This window comes from Vibrio eleionomae (assembly GCF_009874545.1).
Taxonomy (GTDB): Bacteria; Pseudomonadota; Gammaproteobacteria; order Enterobacterales; family Vibrionaceae; genus Vibrio; species Vibrio nitrifigilis.
In genome coordinates, this window is sequence record NZ_WEKT01000009.1 from 93,494 (window position 1) to 113,014 (window position 19,521).

The window sequence follows — 19,521 nt, forward strand, 5'->3', positions numbered from 1 at the left end:
GAATCACATGCAACATACCAAGCGACACAATTGGCGCGGGCGAGTGCTTTCATTAAGCAAAATCGCTCTACTCTGCCTACCCCAAATGGCCTTAGCATCAACAGTGACTATCATGCAAAGCGAACCTCCGCGTAGCATGGATCCAGGCGATCAAACCGCCACCTATACTTTCAATATGCTCGACCCTATGTATGAAGGCTTGGTGCGCTTTAATAAAGAAAAGCAGATCATTCCAGCACTGGCGACCAGTTGGGAAAACGACAAAACCGGCAAAGTGTGGACATTTACGCTACGTAAAGATGTCACCTTCCATGATGGAACGCCGTTTAACGCCAAAGCCGTGGTGTATAACATCCAGCGTCATTTAGATAAATCACGCGGCCTGGCTGCCAGTGGGCGTTTACGCAATGTGATTGCGAGCGTGAAAGCACAAGGCGATGACAAAGTCGTTATTACACTGAAAAAAACGTTCCCGACATTTCTTAACTTAATGACCTCTGGCGCGGCAATGATGGTTAGCCCTAAAGCTGACAAAGCCGGAACATTAAGTATGCAAGCTGACGGTACTGGCCCTTATGAATTTGTAAAATACAAAACTGGTGAATACGTTTTGGAAAAACGTAATCCGGATTATTGGGGTAAAACGACCGGCGCTGACGATCTGAAATGGACGTGGAGCGAAGAGATGTCAGTAATGAATATGGCGATTCAATCAGGTGAAGCTGATGTGATTAACCCAGTGCCACCGCAGTTTGCTCGTTTATTACAGAACAATCCTAACGTTTCATTAAATCGTTCACCGGGCTCGGCAGTATTCTGGGTCGCACTCGATACGAAAATGAAACCGCTCAACGACATTCGTGTTCGCCAAGCTCTAAACTTTGCGACGAATCGTGACACACTGGTTAAAGCCGTATCATTTGGCTACGCGAAACCGGCTAATTCACCGTTGGCCTCTATCGCACCAGGATACGATGCCAAACTGAATGACTATCCATACAATATCGAGAAAGCCAAAACGCTGCTTAAAGAAGCAGGTTATCCGAACGGATTTAGCATGTCGATTGCTGTGCAAGGCCCTGACGCTCGTACCGCACAAGTATTGCAAGCCATGTGGAAGAAGATTGGCGTTCAACTTGATGTCAAACAGATGGAAAGCGGTGTGTGGACCAAAGCAGCGTTTGCTAATGCTGAAGAAAAAGCCAAATTGGGTGTGAGCTCGGTACTCGCTTCATGGTCATCAGGTCTAGTGGGTAACGATAACCAACTGCGCCCACTGTATGATTCGCGCAGCTTTGCACCGAGTGGCGCTAACCTCGGTTTCTACAAAAACAGTGAAGTGGACAAGCTAATCGATCAAGCATCGTCATCACTTGATGCAAACAAGCGTGCAGCACTGTACGTCAAATTGCAGAAACTGATCAGTCACGATGCGCCACAAGTATTGCTTTATTATCAAGATGATCTTTATGCATCAGGTAAAAATATCAAAGGCGTAGAGATGATCCCTGGTGGTAATCTGGTGGTACGCAATGCCACAACCAGCGCGCAATAATGGTTAAGCGGTAACATGAAGTCATACATCATTAAAAAACTGTTCGCCTTTCCTTTTATTTTGATTGGCGTCTCTTTAGTGGTCTTCATTGCCATACGCTCATTACCGGGCGATCCCGCCCGGTTAATGGCAGGCAACCAAGCCACGCCAGAAGCTGTACAAGATATGCGAGTGCGTTTAGGACTCGAACAGCCCCTTCCCGTTCAATATATTAAATTTGTCGAAGGTGCCGTACAGGGCGATTTCGGGCACTCGTTAAAATCTAAGCAACCAGTGCTGTCTGAAATTTCAGAGCGCCTACCCTACACTCTCATTCTTGCATTGCTCGCCTACATAGTCGCCATTGTTGTCGGGGTACCGGCAGGCATGCTCGGTGCGGTGTATCAACACCGGGCGATTGACCAAATAGTGATGATATTGGCCATCACTGGCGCTTCAGTCGCAAACTTCTGGCTCGCACTACTTGCCATGAACTATTTTTCTGTTGAGCTGCATTGGTTGCCTTTGTTGGGCGCAACCAGTTGGAAGAGCTACATTCTCCCTACCTTAACGCTCGCAATATTTCCAATGGCAGTCGTCGCCCGTATGACACGTTCTGGCGTTATCGATGTGCTATCTGCCGATTATATTCGCACGGCGAAAGCCAAAGGCTTATCCCCTGTTCGTATCTATTGGCTGCACGCGTTTCGTAATGCTTTAGTGCCTATTGTTACTATTATCGCACTCAATTTTGGAAGCTTAATTGGTGGTGCCGTTGTGACCGAATCTCTATTTAACTGGCCTGGTATTGGCCGTTTATTGGTTGATTCTGTGCGTTATCGTGATTACCCAGTGATTGAAGGGGTAACCTTAGTGGCGGTAAGCGGCGTGGTATTGATGAACTTGCTTGGTGAAGTAGTCATCGGTTTCTTAAATCCAAAGATCAGGTTTAACTAATGGAATTGACAGAAAAACGCGCAGGATCAGAACGACTGCAGATACTTTGGTACCATCTTTCAACTCACTCTAGCTTGGTACTCGGCGGCATTTTAGTGGCTATTTTGGCCCTAGCCGCATTATTTGCCCCGTGGCTCACTCACTATGATCCTGCTGCGCAAGATTTATTAAGCACCTTACAACCGCCTTCACTGACACATTGGTTTGGTACTGATGATTATGGCCGTGATATTTTCACGCGGGTGATTTACGGCGCACGTATCACCATTTTAGAAGTGCTGCTAAGCGTTGGCTTATCCATGCTCATTGGTGTTCCACTTGGGGTGTTAGCTGGGTTAGGTCACCGCCGCCTTGATCAAGTGATCATGTGGGTGATGGATATTATTTTTGCTTTCCCAGGGATTGTATTAGCCATATTGATCGTCAGTGTGTTGGGAGAGGGATTAGTGAATATGCTGATTGCCATCTCCATTTTCTCTATTCCGGTGTACGCTCGTTTGAGCCGTAACTTAACCCTCAATATTAAGACTCAAGAATACGTTGAAGCCGCTCATTCCCTAGGGGTGCGTCATTCTAGAATCATTACTCGTTACGTTATTCGTAATGCGATTGGTCCTTTGATCGTGCAATCAACGCTGACCGCAGGTAGTGTCGTCCTTTCCGCGGCAAGCCTCTCGTTCTTGGGATTAGGGGTACAACCACCCAGCCCAGAATGGGGCACAATGATGAGTGATGGCCGTAACTTCCTCGGCTTAGATATTTATCTTTCGCTGTTTCCTGGTTTAGCCATTTTGGTCACAGTGCTGGGCTTTAATATTCTTGGTGACGGTCTTAGCGATTTGCTTGATAGCCGTTCTTAACCGCTTACAACATCAGCAGGAGGGAATGATGTTTCCTCCTGCTATGCACATCACCTTCCACTATCAACCGTCTCTGATCACTCTTCCACCGCAAAGCGTGCTTGTCTTGCCTGCTGCACTGTACATTGGGTTTGAGCCATCAGTTCAGACAACGTCAGGTTCGGCTGCTCTCTTAACAGGCGCTGAAGTTTATCTGCCAACGGTTCAAGCAGGGTTTGATTCTGAGCGAGTACAGGCGCAATTTTGTTAATCACAAACTTTAAGGTGTCTGGCGATTGTTGCTGGCATTGACGATAAAATTGCTCAATATGTAACGCCTCGCCTTGTAGCTGCCAATTGCGTGAACGTCGCACACGTTTCAATTCACACTGATGTTGGGTAGCAACCATTTTGAGTGCTTTAGTTTGCATGCCACCAATACGGTGAATCAAAGAAGGTAAAGGTATAGTAAGCGTGGTTTCGGTCATGATCGTGCGGCAGTCAGTTGAACGTCCTCACCGTAGCATAAATGCAGTTTGGATAACACCATAGAGACTAAAAAGCCCTCAATCACGAGGGCTTAACTCTAGTTTTCTCTCATTCATTCTATTGGTAAGAATGTTGATGACGCTGCCCGTGATGATGGCGCAGATAGCGTTGAAAACGTAAGTGCCGCATGTAAGCACGAGTATTGCGAATAATCCGACGATCGATACCCGCCGCCGCAAAAGTCAGTGCCGAGCCTGCGATGATAAACATAATCCCAATAACAGTGTTTTCATGGATCACTTCGCCTAATACAGCCATAGCCAAAATGGGTGCTAACGCCGGTTTGATATAAAAGATCACCGACGCGGTAGCAGCACTGGTTTCTTCCATTGCCATAAAATAGAACGCGTAACCAAAACCTGTCACGAAAATGCCTAAATAAATAAGCGCAGGTAACGTATGCACACTGATACCTTGTACAAATGGGATGTTTGCAAAATTAGCCAACCCCATATGAGTGAAGGTGGTAGCAACAGCCGGAATATGGGTGAATGCCATGAACACGACCATCTCGATACATCCTGCGATAAAGCTAAAGAACGTTAGCGAGATCCCCGTGAAACCATATTTTCGATTGCCCATTTGCCCCACAATGCCATACAAGGCAAAGGTAACAGCGGCCAATAATGAGAGTGTGACCCCCACTACGTTTGGCAAGTGTTGAGGATTGACGATAAATAGCATCCCTACAACGCTTAAGGCCAAAGACCCAACGCTTACCCAAGTCATACGCTGTTTAAGGAACACGTGTGCCAATGGAATAACGAAAATCGCGTTACAGCTAAACAAGATAGCAACAATCGATGCATGCGCGTACATAATTGCCAACTGAAAGAAAGTCATACTAACGACCACACACAAAAAACCAGTCAGCAAAAAGAATGGCCAATGCTGCTTAGTTACATGTAAGTTTTTTTCTTTCAGACTTCTTATTGCCATCGGCCATAAAACCACAGTGCCTATGACAAAGCGCAGGAAGTTCAATTCCAACGGATTGAAGTCTGTCGCCACTATTTTTAATGCCACCTCCATAGAACTAAAGAACAGTGTAGCGAACAGAATATAAAAATAACCTTTGTTCATTATTAAACCTTTAACGCCCCCTTTAACTGGTTAAAAGAACAATATTGATAACAATAATTCAGCTATCTATCGGGGTGACAGCTACGCTTATTTAGCCACTTAAGGATAACGCTGCGAGCCCGGTTTCTCTAGGAAAACTTGAAGAAGATCACATAAACATTGATCTACTACATGTTGCAAAAAAACAACATAACGGCGTGCTATAAGAGGGCGATTCTTTGCTACCTTTGGCAATAAAACAGCCTAAATTGATTCATAATATTTATCGTTACAATAGATATTTTTTATCGAAAAATCCCCTTGAAGTTCAGCTTTGAGCACTTATATAGATCATGCAAGCGCAGGTAAGCGCATATTCAACTCGGGCTATTAGCGATGACTCGCCACAGAGTGTGGCCTCAAACTAATCGTTGAGCCGAACATGTGATGTCTTTTATCTAGAGTGTTATTTAGGAGGCAACTTCAAATGAAAATTCGTCCTTTAAACGACAAGGTGATTGTTGAACGACAAGAAGTCGAAAACAAATCCGAAGGGGGAATTGTTCTGACATCCAAATCAGTCAAAAAATCCAACATTGGTAAGGTCCTTGCTGTCGGCAAAGGCCGTGTATTAAACAATGGCGATCGTGTCCCAATGGAAATTAAAGCCGGAGACACTGTCTTGTTTAATGATGGTTATGGCGTCAAAGAAGAAAAAATCGACGGTAAAGAATACGTCATTTTAGCTGAATCCGATGTGCTCGCTATCGCTGAGTAATTGAATCTGAATTTGTGATGTTTTATAGGAGATAATCATGGCAGCAAAAGAAGTATTATTCGCTAATGATGCACGTCAAAAAATGCTAGCAGGTGTCAATACATTAGCCGATGCAGTCAAAGTAACGTTAGGCCCTAAAGGACGTAACGTTGTTTTAGACAAATCCTTTGGTGCACCCACCATTACCAAAGATGGTGTGTCCGTTGCAAAAGAAATCGAACTGCAAGATAAGTTCGAAAATATGGGCGCACAGATGGTAAAACAAGTCGCCTCCAAAGCTAACGATGAAGCTGGCGATGGCACCACTACTGCGACGGTTTTAGCTCAGTCATTAATCAATGAAGGACTAAAATCGGTTGCCTCTGGCTTAAATCCAATGGATTTAAAACGTGGTATCGATAAAGCCGTTGGTGAAGCGATCAAAGAGTTAAAAACACTATCCAAACCTTGTGATGACAAGCAATCTATCACTCAAGTAGCCACCATTTCTGCCAACAGTGATAAGGCGATTGGTGAAATCATTGCTGAAGCAATGGAAAAAGTTGGCCGCGACGGTTTGATAACCGTAGAAGAAGGCCAAGGCTTAGAAAATGAATTGTCGGTTGTTGAAGGTATGCAGTTCGACCGCGGTTATTTATCACCCTACTTCATTAACAACGCAGATGCGGGCACTGTCGAACTCGACAATCCATACATTTTGCTGGTCGACAAGAAAATCAGCAACATTCGTGAACTATTGCCTGTACTTGAATCCGTTGCCAAAGCTTCTCGCCCACTGTTAATTGTGGCAGAAGATGTTGAAGGTGAAGCGCTGGCTACCCTAGTTGTGAATAACATGCGCGGCATTGTGAAAGCAGCAGCCGTCAAAGCCCCTGGCTTTGGTGATAACCGCAAAGCCATGGTGCAAGATATCGCAGCATTGACTGGCGCAACCGTGATTGCCGAAGAAGTTGGCCTAGATTTAGAGCACACAACTCTAGAGCACTTAGGTAGCGCGAAAAAAGTGACTATCAGTAAAGACGCCACCTTAATCGTCGATGGTGTCGCCGATAAATCTGCGATTGCTGACTGCGTGGCAACCATTCGTAACCAGCTTGAAAACAGCACATCAAATTACGATAAAGAAAAACTGCAACAACGCATCGCCAAACTATCCGGTGGCGTGGCAGTGATCAAGATTGGTGCTGCGACTGAAGTCGAAATGAAAGAGAAAAAAGACCGTGTTGACGATGCACTGAACGCAACTCGCGCAGCGGTTGAAGAAGGTATAATCCCTGGCGGTGGTGTGGCACTGGCGAAAATCGCTAAAAGTCTAACTCACCTAACAGGTGATAACCAAGAACAAAACGTGGGTATTCGCGTGGCACTGCGTGCAATGGAAGAACCTTTACGTCAAATTGCTATCAACGCAGGTGATGAAGGTTCCGTAGTCGCCAACAAGGTGGCAGAAGGCGGCGCTAACTTCGGTTATAACGCTGCAACGGGTGAATACGGAGATATGCTTGAACAAGGCATTATCGACCCAGCGAAAGTGACGCGTTCTGCACTGCAATTTGCAGCCTCTGTCGCGGGCTTAATGATCACCACCGAAGCCATGGTGACTGACCACGTTGACGAAGAAAAAGCCACAGCTTAATCACTCATTAAAGGCCACTCCGGTGGCCTTTTTCTTACTCTAAAAACTGGTAAGTGCTACCAAGCTTTTAGCACTGATTTAATATTAACTCGTTGAAATGATGCAAAACTGGGTCTTGATCGCTATGACGTGTAAACGCATAGATAGGCATGTTATTTTCGATCCCTTCGAGATCGAGAAAAGCAAGGTTTGGTGGAGCCGTTCTTTCTAATGCACTAGAAACAATCGCCACCCCCAAATTAGATTCCACGACACTAAAGAGCGCGGCTGTACTTTTCACTTGTATCGAATGCCGAGGAATAAAAGGCAACGCAAATCCAGTGACCATCATGCCGAGCACATCCTCATCAGCTGACAATCCTACAAAAGTTTCCTGTTGCAAGCTCTCCACATCAACTCTGCTGTGCTTAGCAAGGGAATGCTCACCTGAGCACGCTAACTTAAAGCCGAATTGACTAAGATAAATACCATTAACTTTATCCTGAACCCCAGCAAACACTTGGCTAGGCCCTATCACAATATCAACTTCTCGAGTCAGTAAGGATTTTTGCTGTGTTGCAGGGTGAACCTCTTTTAGTTCAACTTGAATATGCGGATATAGCGTTTTAAACCTCTTGATAAGATTCGGCAAAATGTCACTAGTCAAAGCGCTCGCAGAAACGCCGATCTTAAGTTGACCAATCTCTCCCTGACTCGCTAACCCAACTCGCGTTGCCAAGCGTTCTGTACGCGCCACAATATCAATGGCTTCTTTGTAGAACAGTTCGCCAATCGGCGTTAAAGAGACTTGATGTCGATTGCGAATTAATAGGTTAGCGCCTAACGTTTCTTCCAACTTTTTAATTTGCATACTCAACGCTGGCTGCACAATATGCAGCCGTTTAGCTGCGCGTCCAAAATGCAGCTCTTCGGCGATAGCGATAAAATATCGCATTGGTTTAATTTCTAACATAGTAATCATCTTTACTGATTACCAGTATCAATTCAATCTATTTCCCTTACTAACAACATCTAGCTATAACTGGTGCGACACCAATCGAGTGCCAATGATGCACAGTTCAACACAACGGATGTAATACAATATGACAAAATTAGGGAATTTAGGTGCGTTTGCTCTTATGGCGGTCGCCTGTCTTACCATCATGGTAGGGTGCGTTATTGTGCCTGGTTTGCCTGATATTGCTAACCAGCTTCACCTATCCCCTCAGCAAAGTAGCTGGTTAGTCACCCTTCCCTCTTTAGGCGTGGTGATTTTTGGCGCGCCAGTAGGGCGAGTAATGAAACGGCTTGGAGCCTATTCGGTACTGATTATTGGCTTGGTGCTGTATGGCGCTTTAGGCATCATCGGTATGTGGATTGAGAATACGGTTGTTTTATTTGCAGATAGGTTGGTGTTAGGTGGAGCAACCGCAATGGTAATGGCATCGGGAACAGCCCTCATTTCTGATTTTTATCAGGGTTCACAACGGCTTAAAATGATTGCTCTACAAGGTATGTCGATAGAACTTGGTGGTGTTATCTTCTTAGCGATTGGGGGCATTCTCGCGAAAATGCACTGGTCATTTCCTTTCTATTTGTACCTTATGGCATGGGTTTTCTTAATCTTAGTGGTCTTTTTTGTTCCTAAACCACGCCTATCCCACCATGGCATGACTAACTCCTCAATAAAACCGGAAGAAACCACAGGTAAAGAGCAAGTTCGTATTGTCTATTTTGCTGCCTGTTTATCCATGATTCTGTTTTTTACCGCTGTTATTATGATGCCTCGTTTTCTCAGTACGCTGGGGTTGAATGAATCGCAAACGGGTTACTTTATGGCGTTTATCTCGCTGATTGCGGTAGGTGCCGCATCACAAATGCCCAAAGTACAACATAAACTGGGCAGTATAAGCACGTTAAGCCTCGCATTTATCGCTTATGCCCTATCCCACGCTCTCTATTCAAGTGGCAGTTTACCTATCATGATTGTAGGTGCCATCGTCATGGGAATAGGCTTTGGACTATCGGTTCCTTTAGTTAACCATATGATCGTTGAACGCAGCTATGCATCGCACCGCAACCAGAACTTAGCAATGCTTTCAGTGGCGATTTTTCTAGGCCAATTCCTTTCCTCATTTATGAGTTATATCCCAGGCAACGGCCGAGACACCTTTCTGGTTGCGGGAATTGCTGCCCTAATCATTGCATTGCTATTTCTGACACAAAGAAAATCGGATCATGTTGAGCAGCCAAAGATAAGCTAAGAAACTAGTCTGAATATTGATGGTTCTTTGAGGCAGATTTCCACCGCAGTGCCTTTGCTTCATGTTCTTTTATAAAACTGTTTTTGTAATCAATATAAACATCGATGTCATTGTTACACATGAGCGCACCCGCCTTTTTGATTTCCCCGTACTTAAACGCTACATCAGGAAATGCTCTGAGATAGTCACGAAATGCGATATGCCTTTTCACTTCCGGCGAGTCCGCTAGGAATGCATGAACCTGATGCGTTCTTTGTATTCCACCTTTTTGGAAATAACGACGCCCTTTAATACCAAATTCACCCTTTGCTAAATAGCCCAAAGAAGCCATCTTGGCTGATTCAGAATCTAAAGTATCAAGGCTGTTCACTTCCAAAAGAATGTCGATGATTGGCTTAGCGCATAGCCCTTTAACTGATGTACTACCGATATGATGTATCGCATAAATGTTAGCGGCAGTTAAAACAGAACTAATACACTCTTTTTCTGTGGCAAACTCAAACCGCCATTCAGGCTGATAATCAATGACTTCAATAATTCTCTTACTCATAACTTCTGATTTACCTAACAGATCCTTTTTAACCAACGTTGCCTTTAAAATATGTTAAGAATACACAAACACTATCAACAAAGTTGCATTAACAACATCATGCATAAAGTCACAAGGAGTCATCCTTAGGGCTAGGACCGCCCCAACTCTATAGGATTTGTGGCAGTGACGTGCTAGAACTCTCATCCGCATTGAATGAGAGTTCTATCGTATAAATTTTGTGGCTGACGCTTAGAACAGAAATTTATACCCCAGTGAAATCATCAGTAGACTAAGTGAAACTGAAATGGTTCGTTGAATCAGTTTAGCGCCATACTTCATTGCTGATGAGCTACCAACATGGTTACCAAGTAAATTCATTGCTACTAAAGGTATCGCCAACATATATAAGACGTTACCTGCAATCATGAAGGCGAATAATGCGCCTATGTTAGACGAAAAATTAAATAATTTTGAAGTCGCGGATGCTGAAACTAAATCGAACCTCAGTAAGTAGTGTAACGCTAGAATTAAAAAGCTACCTGTACCAGGCCCGAAGAATCCATCATAGAAACCAATTACGAACACAGCGGCTGGTACGCCGAATAAAAGGACCTGTTTATTAATTAGCGTAGAATTATCTTCATTGCGTTTCTTTTTCGGAATGAAAGATAAGATTATTCCGAAAGGAAGCATAAAGAGAATAATTTTGCCGATAGTATCGGGATCAAAGTAAAGAATTGATTGTGCTCCCGCATATGCACCGACAAGACCTGCAGGAATGCCGGTTGCAACTGCAGTCCAAATTACCTTTTTATTTCGCATGAAATTGCGTATTGCTGCGATAGTACCTAATGTACTAACAATTTTTTCTTGTCCAAGAGCTAACTGAGGAGGCAATCCAGCAAGGATAAAAGATGGAACTAAAATTAAACCTCCCCCACCAGCTACTGAGTCAATAAAACCGGCCGCAAAGGCCGATACCATTAATGCTATTAATATTAAAAATGTAATGTCATTACCGAAGAGTTCCATAAGGTAGTTTCCTATTGAAGTTATAAACTGTAGATTTTGAAAAGCACAGAGGTATCCATACGGCCTAAACCTCGTTGCCGCAGGATTTGATATTCATTGTCGACTTTCTTAGTTAATGGAAGCTTAATCTTTGCCGATGTGTTTATATTCTGGTAAAGCCGGAACGATACGCTCTAATGAACTCATCCCAAACATGCGAACTAACCAGCGGTCTGCGCCATCTGATCTAGATTTAAAACCTTCACGGCTATGCAGAAGCCGCTGGTTTTTAATTATCAATAAATCACCAGGTTGATATACCACGAGTTGTTTTAATAACTCGTTTTGTAACTGAGCTTCCAGCATTACTAATGCTGCTGCGGCACTTTCAGTAAGAGGCGTTGTATTTTCCTTGTCATAACGACATAACATCGTACCGTCCTCTCCAATTATCAAAACAGGAAGACGGCTAGAACGTGACTGACCAAATGAATCAGGTCGGTTAATACGGTAATTAGGTTGGCATAATTCGTTAACTACACCGTGGCTTAGTTGAGCAATCAAATCATCCAATAGAATAAAATTCGATCTAACCTTAAGATCGGATCGTAATGCCATTAGTGATAAGAATTCAGGACAACCACTTCTTTCTGTCACTGGCTCACATGCTAATGGTAAATCGGGGTTATCAACATGATGACCAAAGGTAAAAGTGGATCCATGAGAGGACTTTTCATTTAGAGCATTGAGTGCTGGTACCACATGCCTAAATAACAACCCTTTATTTTCATTTTGGTATGACACTGGTTCAATTCCAGCCAATTGATATATTCCAATGTGAATGGCGATAGCTAAAGGAATTTTTGATGGTGGAACATAACCGTTGTATGGCGTCGCACATAAATGACTATCAACAGGTAAACCGCGGATAATCAGGGCACATTGCTCATCATCTGATTTAAAACCCTGAATAGAATGGATTACTTCATCATTAAGGCTGTGCTTGACTACATTTCCAAGCCATTCTCTTACGTTAAGCCACTCACTGTCCTCTCTAAATCGTAAGTGACTGAATGCACTAACTAACTTATTTGTAGCTTCATATGATACATGTACTTTTTGAACACTTTGCTTTTTAAGTGCCTCTACCATTTCTTTTAACATTTTTTAAGCCTGATTTGATGTTGTTATAGTTTGCATTGAATTGATTCAATATTATTTTTTGTAGATTATTACCACAATTGAGTTATGTCAATATTGATTTGATATATTTAAATAATAAGAATTACTAAAAAAACATATGTTATATGCTATTGAGAATGAAGATTGCTCTAGTGACCCTTTGTGAGTAATAGTAAATTCTTCCGAATAGCAAAATTCGTCGACAAGAAAATCAAAGCAGGTGAATGTTCACCGAGTTCAAAGAGCTTAACCACTCATCGGTTACTCGCTGAAAAACTTGGAACGACGCCTATAACTGTTTCAAGAGCTTATAAGTCGCTAAATGACAAAGGGGAAAATTATTTATTGGTCGAGGTACGTTTGTCCAAACGAGCTAGGACTAGCTTCTGCCATATTAGGAAAAGTATTGGACGTTTGTTATGTAACTATACTGTTACTCTCGACCTTCCTTATATTGGGGCAGATCATCGGTTATTTCATACCAATTACTTTTGTAATCCGTATAAATATGGGCATCGGCTTTTACTGGAATATTTTCATCGAATAACGACAGCGAAAGCTCGATTTCTGACAAAGGATTACCTTTACTACGAAAACCAATACTAGACCCGCAGTTTGCACAAAATGTTCTAATTGTGCCGTTTGGAGCAACATAATCTTTGAGTAGTTCTTGACCTGATAGCCAAGTTAGATTTTTAACTTTAGATAATGTGCCAAATGCAGCCCCATGAAATTTACGGCACATTGAACAATGGCAATTTGCTATATGATCTTTGAAACCAGAAGTTTCAAAAGTAACCTGACCACATAAACAACTCCCTTTATAAATTACTGTCATAGTGAGATCCTTCTATAGTTACATAATGCCTTGATAAGCGACTGGGTAACGCAATACCCTGCTTATCGTAATGTTCTACAATCACTAAACTTTTTAGATTAAAAATGCCACGTATTAGCAGTCTGCTTGAGCAATCTATTATCCCTTTTTTAACCGTACCATTATTGTTATGCCAAGCTCTGCTTTATGAAGCTCTTTAAAACCAAACTGCGCGTATAATGACACATTCTTTTCTTCCGTTTGGAGATACAATTCAGAAATACCCAAACTGTCAGCATGAGACAACGCTTTTACTATTATTGCCTTTGCTACTCCCTGCTTACGAAAATCTGATTTAACGTATACTCCTCCCAGCCAATGCTCATATTCCGGATACTTTTTGTGCTCTCTGAATTTTAGCTCCACTACACCAGCTAAAACTCCATTTTGTAACCCAATATAAGAAAGTGGCAGTTTGTCTCTATTCTCTGACCTAGCTTTTACATCAACTATTACTTTTTCGAGAGTTCCGGTAGGAGATTTAGAAGCCCATTCAGTAAAGTACCATTGAGCAATTTCTGGTACACAGTGCGGATGTTCCGCTAATAAAGAAATTTCCATTTTTCTCCCTAAACGACTAACAGTGTCTTTTCAGCAGACATTGTCTTTATAATATTTTCAGAAAATACATACGCCATAGCTGCAACATACTATTCTATGTGTCTTATTTTTCCTAGCGCTCACAAATTACAGAACATGTCTGTCTAGTTAAAAATGCTCAACTAGAAGCATAATCTATCATTAAGAAAAGTCGGTCAATAACTGACTTAATAGAGTGATCACGAATTGTTTACTAGATGATTTTAGAGCAGTTTTTTTACCTAACAGTTCCGTAAATTGGGGTTGGGACAAATGCTACTTAGAATAAAGCCGTCAAAATCGATCTGCAGATAACTTCTTGTATTCCCAATAACGAAATGGCACCAATAATACCGAAAGGTACTGGATAACTCCTTTCATCACCCAAACAATCTATGCGGTAATTGAATATCGATACTAGATTAACTCATACCAATCGGTTTTCTGGTGATTTAGGTAACCTTTTATGGCAGCGGTGCGTTACCTACGAATACGCTCTTCTAAGACTGTATGCGTGATAATTCTCGTCAAATTCGGTAGTTGTTCAAGACGGTTTCTAAGGTTGTTTAATTCGGTTATCCCCTCAGCTTCGGCAAAAATAATCATATCCACTTCCCCCGAAGTACTGTGGCAACTTTTGATTTCTTTGTATGGCCGAATAATAACCTCAACTTCATCACAACAACTCTTACTAAAGGACAATTGAAAATAAGCAGCAATCTTGTTTTCTTGTGCCTTTAGAGCAGCTCGATAGCCCAGAATAAGTTTCTGTTCCTCCATTTTACGAATGCGCTCCGACACAGCACTGCGCGATAAACCCACTTTTCGTGCTATTTCTGCGTTAGTTTGGCGTGCATCATTAGTTAGGCAAGCTAATATATTCTGATCAAACTTGTCCATAAACCCTTTCAAAATCAGTAGTTCGAAGTCATTAGAGATATGCAATATAGCATATCTATCAGCATCACCGACGATTCACCTGCATAAACAACAGATCGTTGGTTAATGATGACGTCTTGCCTATCTGAATTTTTCCGTTGTCACGGTAAGTTAGTAATCAAGCATCAATCGACCAGCGATAAGGATTATACAAGATGAAAATTACCTATGTTGAATTCCCTGAAGGTTTAACAGCCGAAGGTAGTGATTGGGAAGATATAAGGAAAAAAATTGCTTCTGAAAGACCTGATGTGTTGGTAACAAATGAAATGCCTTTTGGAAAATGGCTATCCGCAAGTAACAACTTCGACGCACAGTGCGCAGAAGAGTCTATTTCTGCTCATCACATTGGCATCAACGCATTAAAGGAGCTTAATATTCCTCTTATTCTGTCCTCACGACCAATCAAATGTGAGGATATTCTGGCAAACGAAGCGTTTGCTCTCGTAAATGGTGAATATAGCTTTGCACATCAGAAACATTACTTCCCTGAAGAGACGGGGTTTTATGAAACATCATGGTTTCGTACTGAAAAGAAAGGTTTTGATGTATTCAAAAGCGAGAATTTAGCCGTAGGCTTTCTTTTGTGTACGGAGGTCATGTTCAATGAATGGGCTAGGTCTTACCGATACCAAGGCGCTCAATTAATTGTTGTACCTAGAGCAACAGAACAGAGCTTTGAAAAATGGAAAACAGCAGCATCAATGGCTGCAATTGTTTCTGGTTGTTATGTCGTCAGCTCTAACCGTGTCGGAAAAATCAATGACCATTTAGTTTTCGGCGGTAAAGGATTTGCTTTTGCCCCCGATGGCTCGTTCATATCTGAAACTTCTACCAATAACCCCATAGTTTCATTTGAACTTGATTTAGAATTAGTTAAAAAACAGCAAAAACAATACCCATGTTATGTGCGTGAAACTTTCATATCGCAGTGCTTACCCGAAAGATCAGTGACCATCCAAGACTAATCCTAGTTATCTCAGCGTTGTTGTATGCTATAACAGATTTATGCTACCTTTTGTATGTTATAGCAGATTTAGGTTTAGGGTTATGCAAATAGACCAAGAAGTCAGTAAAAATTTACGTCGTATAAGGAAAGAAAAAGGCCTGACGTTGGATAAAACAGCGGAATTAACAGGAGTTAGTAAAGCCATGTTAAGTCAGATAGAACGCGGGGTATCTAGTCCAACTATCGCAAGACTATGGCAGATAGCTTCAGGGTTAAATGTATCCTTCTCACAGTTCGTTATTGCAAGTCCGGTGATAAACACTCAACCAAACACACTCAAAATGAGTGATGACCGATCTGCAGATGATTGGGTCAATGATGATTTTTTCGTCAATGTACTTTTCCCTTACGAGGCGTCACTTGGCTTCGAAGTTTATGAACTTGGACTTAAAGAAAGTTACGAACATAAATCAGAAGCGCATAACCTCGGTGTAATTGAGCACGTTATATGTGTATCTGGGCGAATGGCAATTCACTGTGACGATGCTTGGCATGTTTTGGGAGAAGGACAAGCTATTCGTTTTAGTGGTGCTCAGCCTCATTCATATAAGAATATTGGTAATGGTCGTGCTGTTTTTCACAACATTATTCACTATCCACCGACTGATTACTGAACTCATCATTATTAATGGGCTTGTCATTATTGGTTTTGTTTTTGAAATGGATTTTAAAAAGGGAAAATTATGACTAAAAAAATGTTTTGGGAAGACCCCTATCTATGTGAACTAACATCTCGTGTCACCAGTATCGACAGTCAAACTATCGAACTGTCCGAAACTATCTTTTATGCAGAGTCTGGTGGTCAAGAAAGTGATCACGGCACAATCGGTGGAATTGAGGTAATTCGAGCTGATAAAACAGGGACACGTATTCAGTATACCCTCAATTCTGCTCCTCCCTTCTCCATTGGAGACGACGTGATTACTGTAATAAGCTGGCCCAGAAGATATTCTCTGATGAAGCTCCATTTTGCTGCGGAATTAGTTCTTGAGTGCTTTTATAAACGCCTGACCATAGAGAAAATTGGGGCTCATATTTCTGAAGACAAAAGCAGAATCGACTTCCGTTATGATGGGAATATTGGAAGCTTAGCTGAAGAAATAGAAAAACAAGTACAAGAAATAGTTGATGCTGATGTTGTGGTTGAAAGTTGTTTTTCCGATATAGGTCAAGAACGAAGATATTGGAAAATTAATGGGTTCTCTGAGGTTCCTTGCGGAGGCACACATATCCGTAGAACGTCTGAAGTGGGTAAAGTGAAATTACGGCGAAGAAATCTTGGTCGAGGAAAGGAACGAGTAGAAATTACAGTAGAATGAGCACTTTATGGCGCTTATTCATTATTAAAGTATGTCAAATAACGACACAAATCTGCTGGGCTTAAATTAAATGGGGCTAAAAGGTTTCAGCCAGAGCATTCTTAAACGAAAGTGGACCAAAAATACTAGCCCCATTAGAGCTGTCTTTTCATTCGACAGCATAACTTTAAGTAAGAGCAAGGTAACTTAGAGTCAAAGGTTAGCATGTGGTTCTCTAACGACAAACTGAATGAAACGGTCTCTCGCAGCACAATCTAGCCGCTCATTCCAAATTAGGCCTATATCCCATACGGCACTTGGACTACTTAATGGAATAAGTCGAACACTATCATTAGCAATATGGCCAACGCTGACAGGAACAATTGTAAACCCCGTATTAGCCGAAACAAGAGCGAGCAGCGTAGCAATATCATCCGCTTCCTGTACCGGGTTTATTGATTGATTTTCCTCTATTAATAACTTGTCTATCTGCTTCGATAACCCTTTCCCTCGTACTGGAGTAAGCCTTAAATAATCCAAATGCTCTAATGCATCCCAAGGGTTATCCTCATCTATAGTATGGCTACGGTGAACGGCGATCACTAAATGATCGGACTTAAGCTTGATACCTTTAAGCGGCGGAGAGGACACAGGAAGTCGGCTGAAACCAAGCTGAAGCTCTCCACGAAGTAACAAATCCGTTTGTACCTGTGATGGTATGTCATTGAGTTCAATATGAATATGAGGAAACTGTGATTTAAACCTTACGATATAATCTGGCGCTAATGTATAAGAAGATATACCGAACCCCATTTTTAAAGATCCTGTTATCCCCTCAGCGACCCGATACGTTAGAGCTTGGAAAGCGCTGAAATTATCCACCAAACGCTGTGCTTCAGGTAACAACACTTGTCCGGCAGGCGTTAAACATGCGCCCTTTCTCCCTCTCTCAAACAAAACCAATCCAATATGCGCCTCCAGACGCTGAATCTTTTTGGTTAGCGCTGATTGAGTGATACAAAGGTGCTCAGACGCAACTCGGTAGTTACAATCTAATGCTAACTGGCAAAATGTTCGTAGTTGATCGATATCCATTCTATATAGTCATTGAATGCAGAATATTATTCATTATATGGAATGTAACTGAGTTTTTATACTGACAACGTTAATAGTCAACAGCTAAGGAGTTTTCATGCAAGACATACGCGTTGCCTCAGTTCAGTTTAATCATAGAGCCAATGACAAGCACTATAATATCTCGATTATTCAGCATTATGTCGAAGAAGCAGCAAAGCTTGATGTGAGTATTATTGTCTTCCCCGAAATGTGCATTACCGGATACTGGCATGTATCAAAACTCAGTAAGCGAGAGGTTCAAGATCTGGCGGAGTTTGTTCCCCAAGGAGAAATATCTTTGGCTCTACTTGCTATGTCCGAGAAGTACCAGATCAGTATTGGTGCTGGGCTAATTGAAATAGATGAGAAAGGGAAACTCTATAACACCTATCTAGTAGCGATGCCTGATGGTCGACTGGCGAAACATCGAAAACTGCATACTTTTGTGAGTCGACACATGACAAGCGGTAATGAATATACCGTGTTTGACACCCCACATGGATGTCGCGTCGGAATACTTATCTGTTGGGATAACAACTTGATTGAAAACGCTAGAATCACGGCCCTCAAAGGAGCAGATATTCTGCTTGCTCCCCACCAAACCGGTGGATGTGACTCCCGTAGCCCTAACGCTATGGGACTTATCGATACACAGTTATGGTACAACCGAAACCAAAACCCTGAGGCCATTCGCCAAGAGATGCATGGACACAAAGGCCGTGAATGGCTAATGCGCTGGTTGCCTTCACGCGCTCATGACAACGGGATGTTTCTAATATTTAGCAATGGTGTGGGTGTCGATATGAATGAAGTCAGGACTGGAAACGCCATGATCCTCAATCCATATGGACAGATCTTAGCTGAAACCGATAGTGTTGATAATGATATGGTTATTGCAGATCTCAAAGCACAGGAGCTAGATATGTGTACGGGCAGGCGTTGGATTCGTGGTCGCAGGCCAGAACTCTATCAACCACTTACAGCCAAAGGCGATGAATTATCAGCATTTGACGCGAGGTTTTCCAAAGAAGAAATCGACTAGAGTTACTATGTATCCGGTTGGCTAACTTGGACTTATCCTGACTGGCAATCCCGTTTGGACGATAGACAATACAAAGGTCGAAAAACAATAGAACTAAATAATTGAATAAATTTAAAATTTACAAAAAACAGGCACTTCCTAAAGTGCCTGTCCTCATCGCTCATGTTTAAAATGATAACAAGATAAAACAACCGTATTAAACGCAGTCTTTAATCACCAATCCAAGGCTGATCAAGCACGACTTGCTGTTCATCGAAATCAATCGTCATATGAGCTCCCATCGGGGTCACAAGCATTGGATGGTTTTGCCTTTATTTGTGTTTCCCAATCATTACGAG

General features: G+C 42.2%; 20 protein-coding genes and 1 pseudogene. 10 read left to right on the plus strand and 11 right to left on the minus strand.

The window, feature by feature from the left end; genetic code table 11:
• Window positions 1-7: 7 nt before the first annotated feature.
• From F9817_RS07545 to F9817_RS07555, 3 genes are read left to right on the plus strand one after another with little or no spacing between them, the layout of a single operon-like run.
• Complete coding sequence (locus F9817_RS07545) at window positions 8-1,555, plus strand: ABC transporter substrate-binding protein (protein ID WP_161154349.1); 1,548 nt, start codon at window positions 8-10, stop codon at window positions 1,553-1,555.
• Window positions 1,556-1,570: 15 nt separating this feature from the next.
• Complete coding sequence (locus tag F9817_RS07550; RefSeq protein ID WP_161154350.1) at window positions 1,571-2,491, plus strand: ABC transporter permease; 921 nt, start codon at window positions 1,571-1,573, stop codon at window positions 2,489-2,491.
• Window positions 2,491-3,351 (plus strand): ABC transporter permease, encoded by an 861-nt coding sequence (locus F9817_RS07555; RefSeq protein ID WP_161154351.1) that lies wholly within the window; start codon window positions 2,491-2,493, stop codon window positions 3,349-3,351. The genes F9817_RS07550 and F9817_RS07555 overlap by 1 nt, the downstream gene beginning before the upstream one ends.
• A gap of 77 nt (window positions 3,352-3,428) precedes the next feature.
• Here F9817_RS07555 and F9817_RS07560 read toward each other — a convergent pair whose 3' ends face one another.
• Together F9817_RS07560 and F9817_RS07565 are read right to left on the minus strand one after the other, a co-directional pair.
• A complete protein-coding gene (locus F9817_RS07560) occupies window positions 3,429-3,818 on the minus strand; it encodes a ribosome recycling factor family protein (protein WP_161154352.1) in 390 nt (129 codons plus the stop codon).
• 118 nt (window positions 3,819-3,936) lie between these two features.
• Window positions 3,937-4,962: a DMT family transporter gene (locus F9817_RS07565; RefSeq protein ID WP_161154353.1), complete on the minus strand. Its 1,026-nt coding sequence runs from the start codon at window positions 4,960-4,962 to the stop codon at window positions 3,937-3,939.
• 466 nt (window positions 4,963-5,428) lie between these two features.
• Here F9817_RS07565 and F9817_RS07570 point away from each other — a divergent pair, with 466 nt between their 5' ends.
• Both F9817_RS07570 and groL read left to right on the plus strand, forming a co-directional pair.
• Window positions 5,429-5,719 carry a co-chaperone GroES gene (locus F9817_RS07570; RefSeq protein ID WP_161154354.1) on the plus strand — a complete coding sequence of 97 codons (291 nt, stop codon included), beginning with the start codon at window positions 5,429-5,431 and terminating at the stop codon, window positions 5,717-5,719.
• Between the two features lie 37 nt (window positions 5,720-5,756).
• Complete coding sequence (gene groL, locus F9817_RS07575) at window positions 5,757-7,355, plus strand: chaperonin GroEL (RefSeq protein ID WP_161154355.1); 1,599 nt, start codon at window positions 5,757-5,759, stop codon at window positions 7,353-7,355.
• Between the two features lie 67 nt (window positions 7,356-7,422).
• On the opposite strand, the gene F9817_RS07580 is transcribed toward groL, so the two are convergent.
• Window positions 7,423-8,307 (minus strand): LysR family transcriptional regulator, encoded by an 885-nt coding sequence (locus tag F9817_RS07580; protein WP_161154356.1) that lies wholly within the window; start codon window positions 8,305-8,307, stop codon window positions 7,423-7,425.
• Window positions 8,308-8,437: 130 nt separating this feature from the next.
• On the opposite strand from F9817_RS07580, the gene F9817_RS07585 reads away from it, so the two are divergent.
• Window positions 8,438-9,598, plus strand: a complete 1,161-nt coding sequence (locus F9817_RS07585) for an MFS transporter (RefSeq protein ID WP_161154357.1) — start codon at window positions 8,438-8,440, stop codon at window positions 9,596-9,598.
• Between the two features lie 4 nt (window positions 9,599-9,602).
• On the opposite strand, the gene F9817_RS07590 is transcribed toward F9817_RS07585, so the two are convergent.
• The 7 genes and pseudogenes from F9817_RS07590 to F9817_RS07615 all read right to left on the minus strand — a co-directional run bounded on the left by F9817_RS07590 (window position 9,603) and on the right by F9817_RS07615 (window position 14,679).
• Window positions 9,603-10,148 carry a GrpB family protein gene (locus tag F9817_RS07590; protein WP_161154358.1) on the minus strand — a complete coding sequence of 182 codons (546 nt, stop codon included), beginning with the start codon at window positions 10,146-10,148 and terminating at the stop codon, window positions 9,603-9,605.
• 231 nt (window positions 10,149-10,379) lie between these two features.
• Complete coding sequence (locus tag F9817_RS07595) at window positions 10,380-11,162, minus strand: sulfite exporter TauE/SafE family protein (protein WP_161154359.1); 783 nt, start codon at window positions 11,160-11,162, stop codon at window positions 10,380-10,382.
• 20 nt (window positions 11,163-11,182) lie between these two features.
• Window positions 11,183-11,290, minus strand: a pseudogene (locus F9817_RS23985) (NAD(P)-dependent oxidoreductase); the annotation flags it as partial.
• Entirely contained in the window at window positions 11,286-12,305 is a 1,020-nt protein-coding gene (locus F9817_RS07600) for a TauD/TfdA family dioxygenase (RefSeq protein WP_161154360.1), read from the minus strand. The pseudogene F9817_RS23985 and the gene F9817_RS07600, both read right to left, overlap by 5 nt.
• A 451-nt stretch (window positions 12,306-12,756) precedes the next feature.
• Complete coding sequence (locus F9817_RS07605; RefSeq protein ID WP_161154361.1) at window positions 12,757-13,161, minus strand: GFA family protein; 405 nt, start codon at window positions 13,159-13,161, stop codon at window positions 12,757-12,759.
• Between the two features lie 138 nt (window positions 13,162-13,299).
• Complete coding sequence (locus F9817_RS07610) at window positions 13,300-13,761, minus strand: GNAT family N-acetyltransferase (protein WP_161154362.1); 462 nt, start codon at window positions 13,759-13,761, stop codon at window positions 13,300-13,302.
• A gap of 498 nt (window positions 13,762-14,259) precedes the next feature.
• Entirely contained in the window at window positions 14,260-14,679 is a 420-nt protein-coding gene (locus F9817_RS07615; protein WP_161154363.1) for an Lrp/AsnC family transcriptional regulator, read from the minus strand.
• 194 nt (window positions 14,680-14,873) lie between these two features.
• On the opposite strand from F9817_RS07615, the gene F9817_RS07620 reads away from it, so the two are divergent.
• From F9817_RS07620 to F9817_RS07630, 3 genes are all read left to right on the plus strand, one after another.
• Complete coding sequence (locus F9817_RS07620) at window positions 14,874-15,686, plus strand: carbon-nitrogen hydrolase family protein (protein WP_161154364.1); 813 nt, start codon at window positions 14,874-14,876, stop codon at window positions 15,684-15,686.
• Window positions 15,687-15,768: 82 nt separating this feature from the next.
• On the plus strand, window positions 15,769-16,341 hold the full coding sequence (locus F9817_RS07625; protein WP_161154365.1) for a helix-turn-helix domain-containing protein: 573 nt from the start codon (window positions 15,769-15,771) through the stop codon (window positions 16,339-16,341).
• Between the two features lie 69 nt (window positions 16,342-16,410).
• Window positions 16,411-17,046 carry an alanyl-tRNA editing protein gene (locus F9817_RS07630; RefSeq protein WP_161154366.1) on the plus strand — a complete coding sequence of 212 codons (636 nt, stop codon included), beginning with the start codon at window positions 16,411-16,413 and terminating at the stop codon, window positions 17,044-17,046.
• A 192-nt stretch (window positions 17,047-17,238) separates the two neighbouring features.
• Here F9817_RS07630 and F9817_RS07635 read toward each other — a convergent pair whose 3' ends face one another.
• Entirely contained in the window at window positions 17,239-18,120 is an 882-nt protein-coding gene (locus F9817_RS07635; RefSeq protein WP_161154367.1) for a LysR family transcriptional regulator, read from the minus strand.
• Window positions 18,121-18,217: 97 nt separating this feature from the next.
• Here F9817_RS07635 and F9817_RS07640 point away from each other — a divergent pair, with 97 nt between their 5' ends.
• Complete coding sequence (locus F9817_RS07640) at window positions 18,218-19,183, plus strand: nitrilase family protein (RefSeq protein WP_161154368.1); 966 nt, start codon at window positions 18,218-18,220, stop codon at window positions 19,181-19,183.
• Window positions 19,184-19,521 lie beyond the last annotated feature (338 nt).

Bases quoted from the DNA above. Each gene is read 5' to 3' on its own strand.
- F9817_RS07545 (WP_161154349.1), top strand. From the start codon at position 8: ATGCAACATACCAAGCGACACAATTGGCGCGGGCGAGTGCTTTCATTA.
- F9817_RS07550 (WP_161154350.1), top strand. From the start codon at position 1,571: ATGAAGTCATACATCATTAAAAAACTGTTCGCCTTTCCTTTTATTTTG.
- F9817_RS07555 (WP_161154351.1), top strand. From the start codon at position 2,491: ATGGAATTGACAGAAAAACGCGCAGGATCAGAACGACTGCAGATACTT.
- F9817_RS07560 (WP_161154352.1), bottom strand. From the start codon at position 3,818: ATGACCGAAACCACGCTTACTATACCTTTACCTTCTTTGATTCACCGT.
- F9817_RS07565 (WP_161154353.1), bottom strand. From the start codon at position 4,962: ATGAACAAAGGTTATTTTTATATTCTGTTCGCTACACTGTTCTTTAGT.
- F9817_RS07570 (WP_161154354.1), top strand. From the start codon at position 5,429: ATGAAAATTCGTCCTTTAAACGACAAGGTGATTGTTGAACGACAAGAA.
- groL (WP_161154355.1), top strand. From the start codon at position 5,757: ATGGCAGCAAAAGAAGTATTATTCGCTAATGATGCACGTCAAAAAATG.
- F9817_RS07580 (WP_161154356.1), bottom strand. From the start codon at position 8,307: ATGTTAGAAATTAAACCAATGCGATATTTTATCGCTATCGCCGAAGAG.
- F9817_RS07585 (WP_161154357.1), top strand. From the start codon at position 8,438: ATGACAAAATTAGGGAATTTAGGTGCGTTTGCTCTTATGGCGGTCGCC.
- F9817_RS07590 (WP_161154358.1), bottom strand. From the start codon at position 10,148: ATGAGTAAGAGAATTATTGAAGTCATTGATTATCAGCCTGAATGGCGG.
- F9817_RS07595 (WP_161154359.1), bottom strand. From the start codon at position 11,162: ATGGAACTCTTCGGTAATGACATTACATTTTTAATATTAATAGCATTA.
- F9817_RS07600 (WP_161154360.1), bottom strand. From the start codon at position 12,305: ATGTTAAAAGAAATGGTAGAGGCACTTAAAAAGCAAAGTGTTCAAAAA.
- F9817_RS07605 (WP_161154361.1), bottom strand. From the start codon at position 13,161: ATGACAGTAATTTATAAAGGGAGTTGTTTATGTGGTCAGGTTACTTTT.
- F9817_RS07610 (WP_161154362.1), bottom strand. From the start codon at position 13,761: ATGGAAATTTCTTTATTAGCGGAACATCCGCACTGTGTACCAGAAATT.
- F9817_RS07615 (WP_161154363.1), bottom strand. From the start codon at position 14,679: ATGGACAAGTTTGATCAGAATATATTAGCTTGCCTAACTAATGATGCA.
- F9817_RS07620 (WP_161154364.1), top strand. From the start codon at position 14,874: ATGAAAATTACCTATGTTGAATTCCCTGAAGGTTTAACAGCCGAAGGT.
- F9817_RS07625 (WP_161154365.1), top strand. From the start codon at position 15,769: ATGCAAATAGACCAAGAAGTCAGTAAAAATTTACGTCGTATAAGGAAA.
- F9817_RS07630 (WP_161154366.1), top strand. From the start codon at position 16,411: ATGACTAAAAAAATGTTTTGGGAAGACCCCTATCTATGTGAACTAACA.
- F9817_RS07635 (WP_161154367.1), bottom strand. From the start codon at position 18,120: ATGGATATCGATCAACTACGAACATTTTGCCAGTTAGCATTAGATTGT.
- F9817_RS07640 (WP_161154368.1), top strand. From the start codon at position 18,218: ATGCAAGACATACGCGTTGCCTCAGTTCAGTTTAATCATAGAGCCAAT.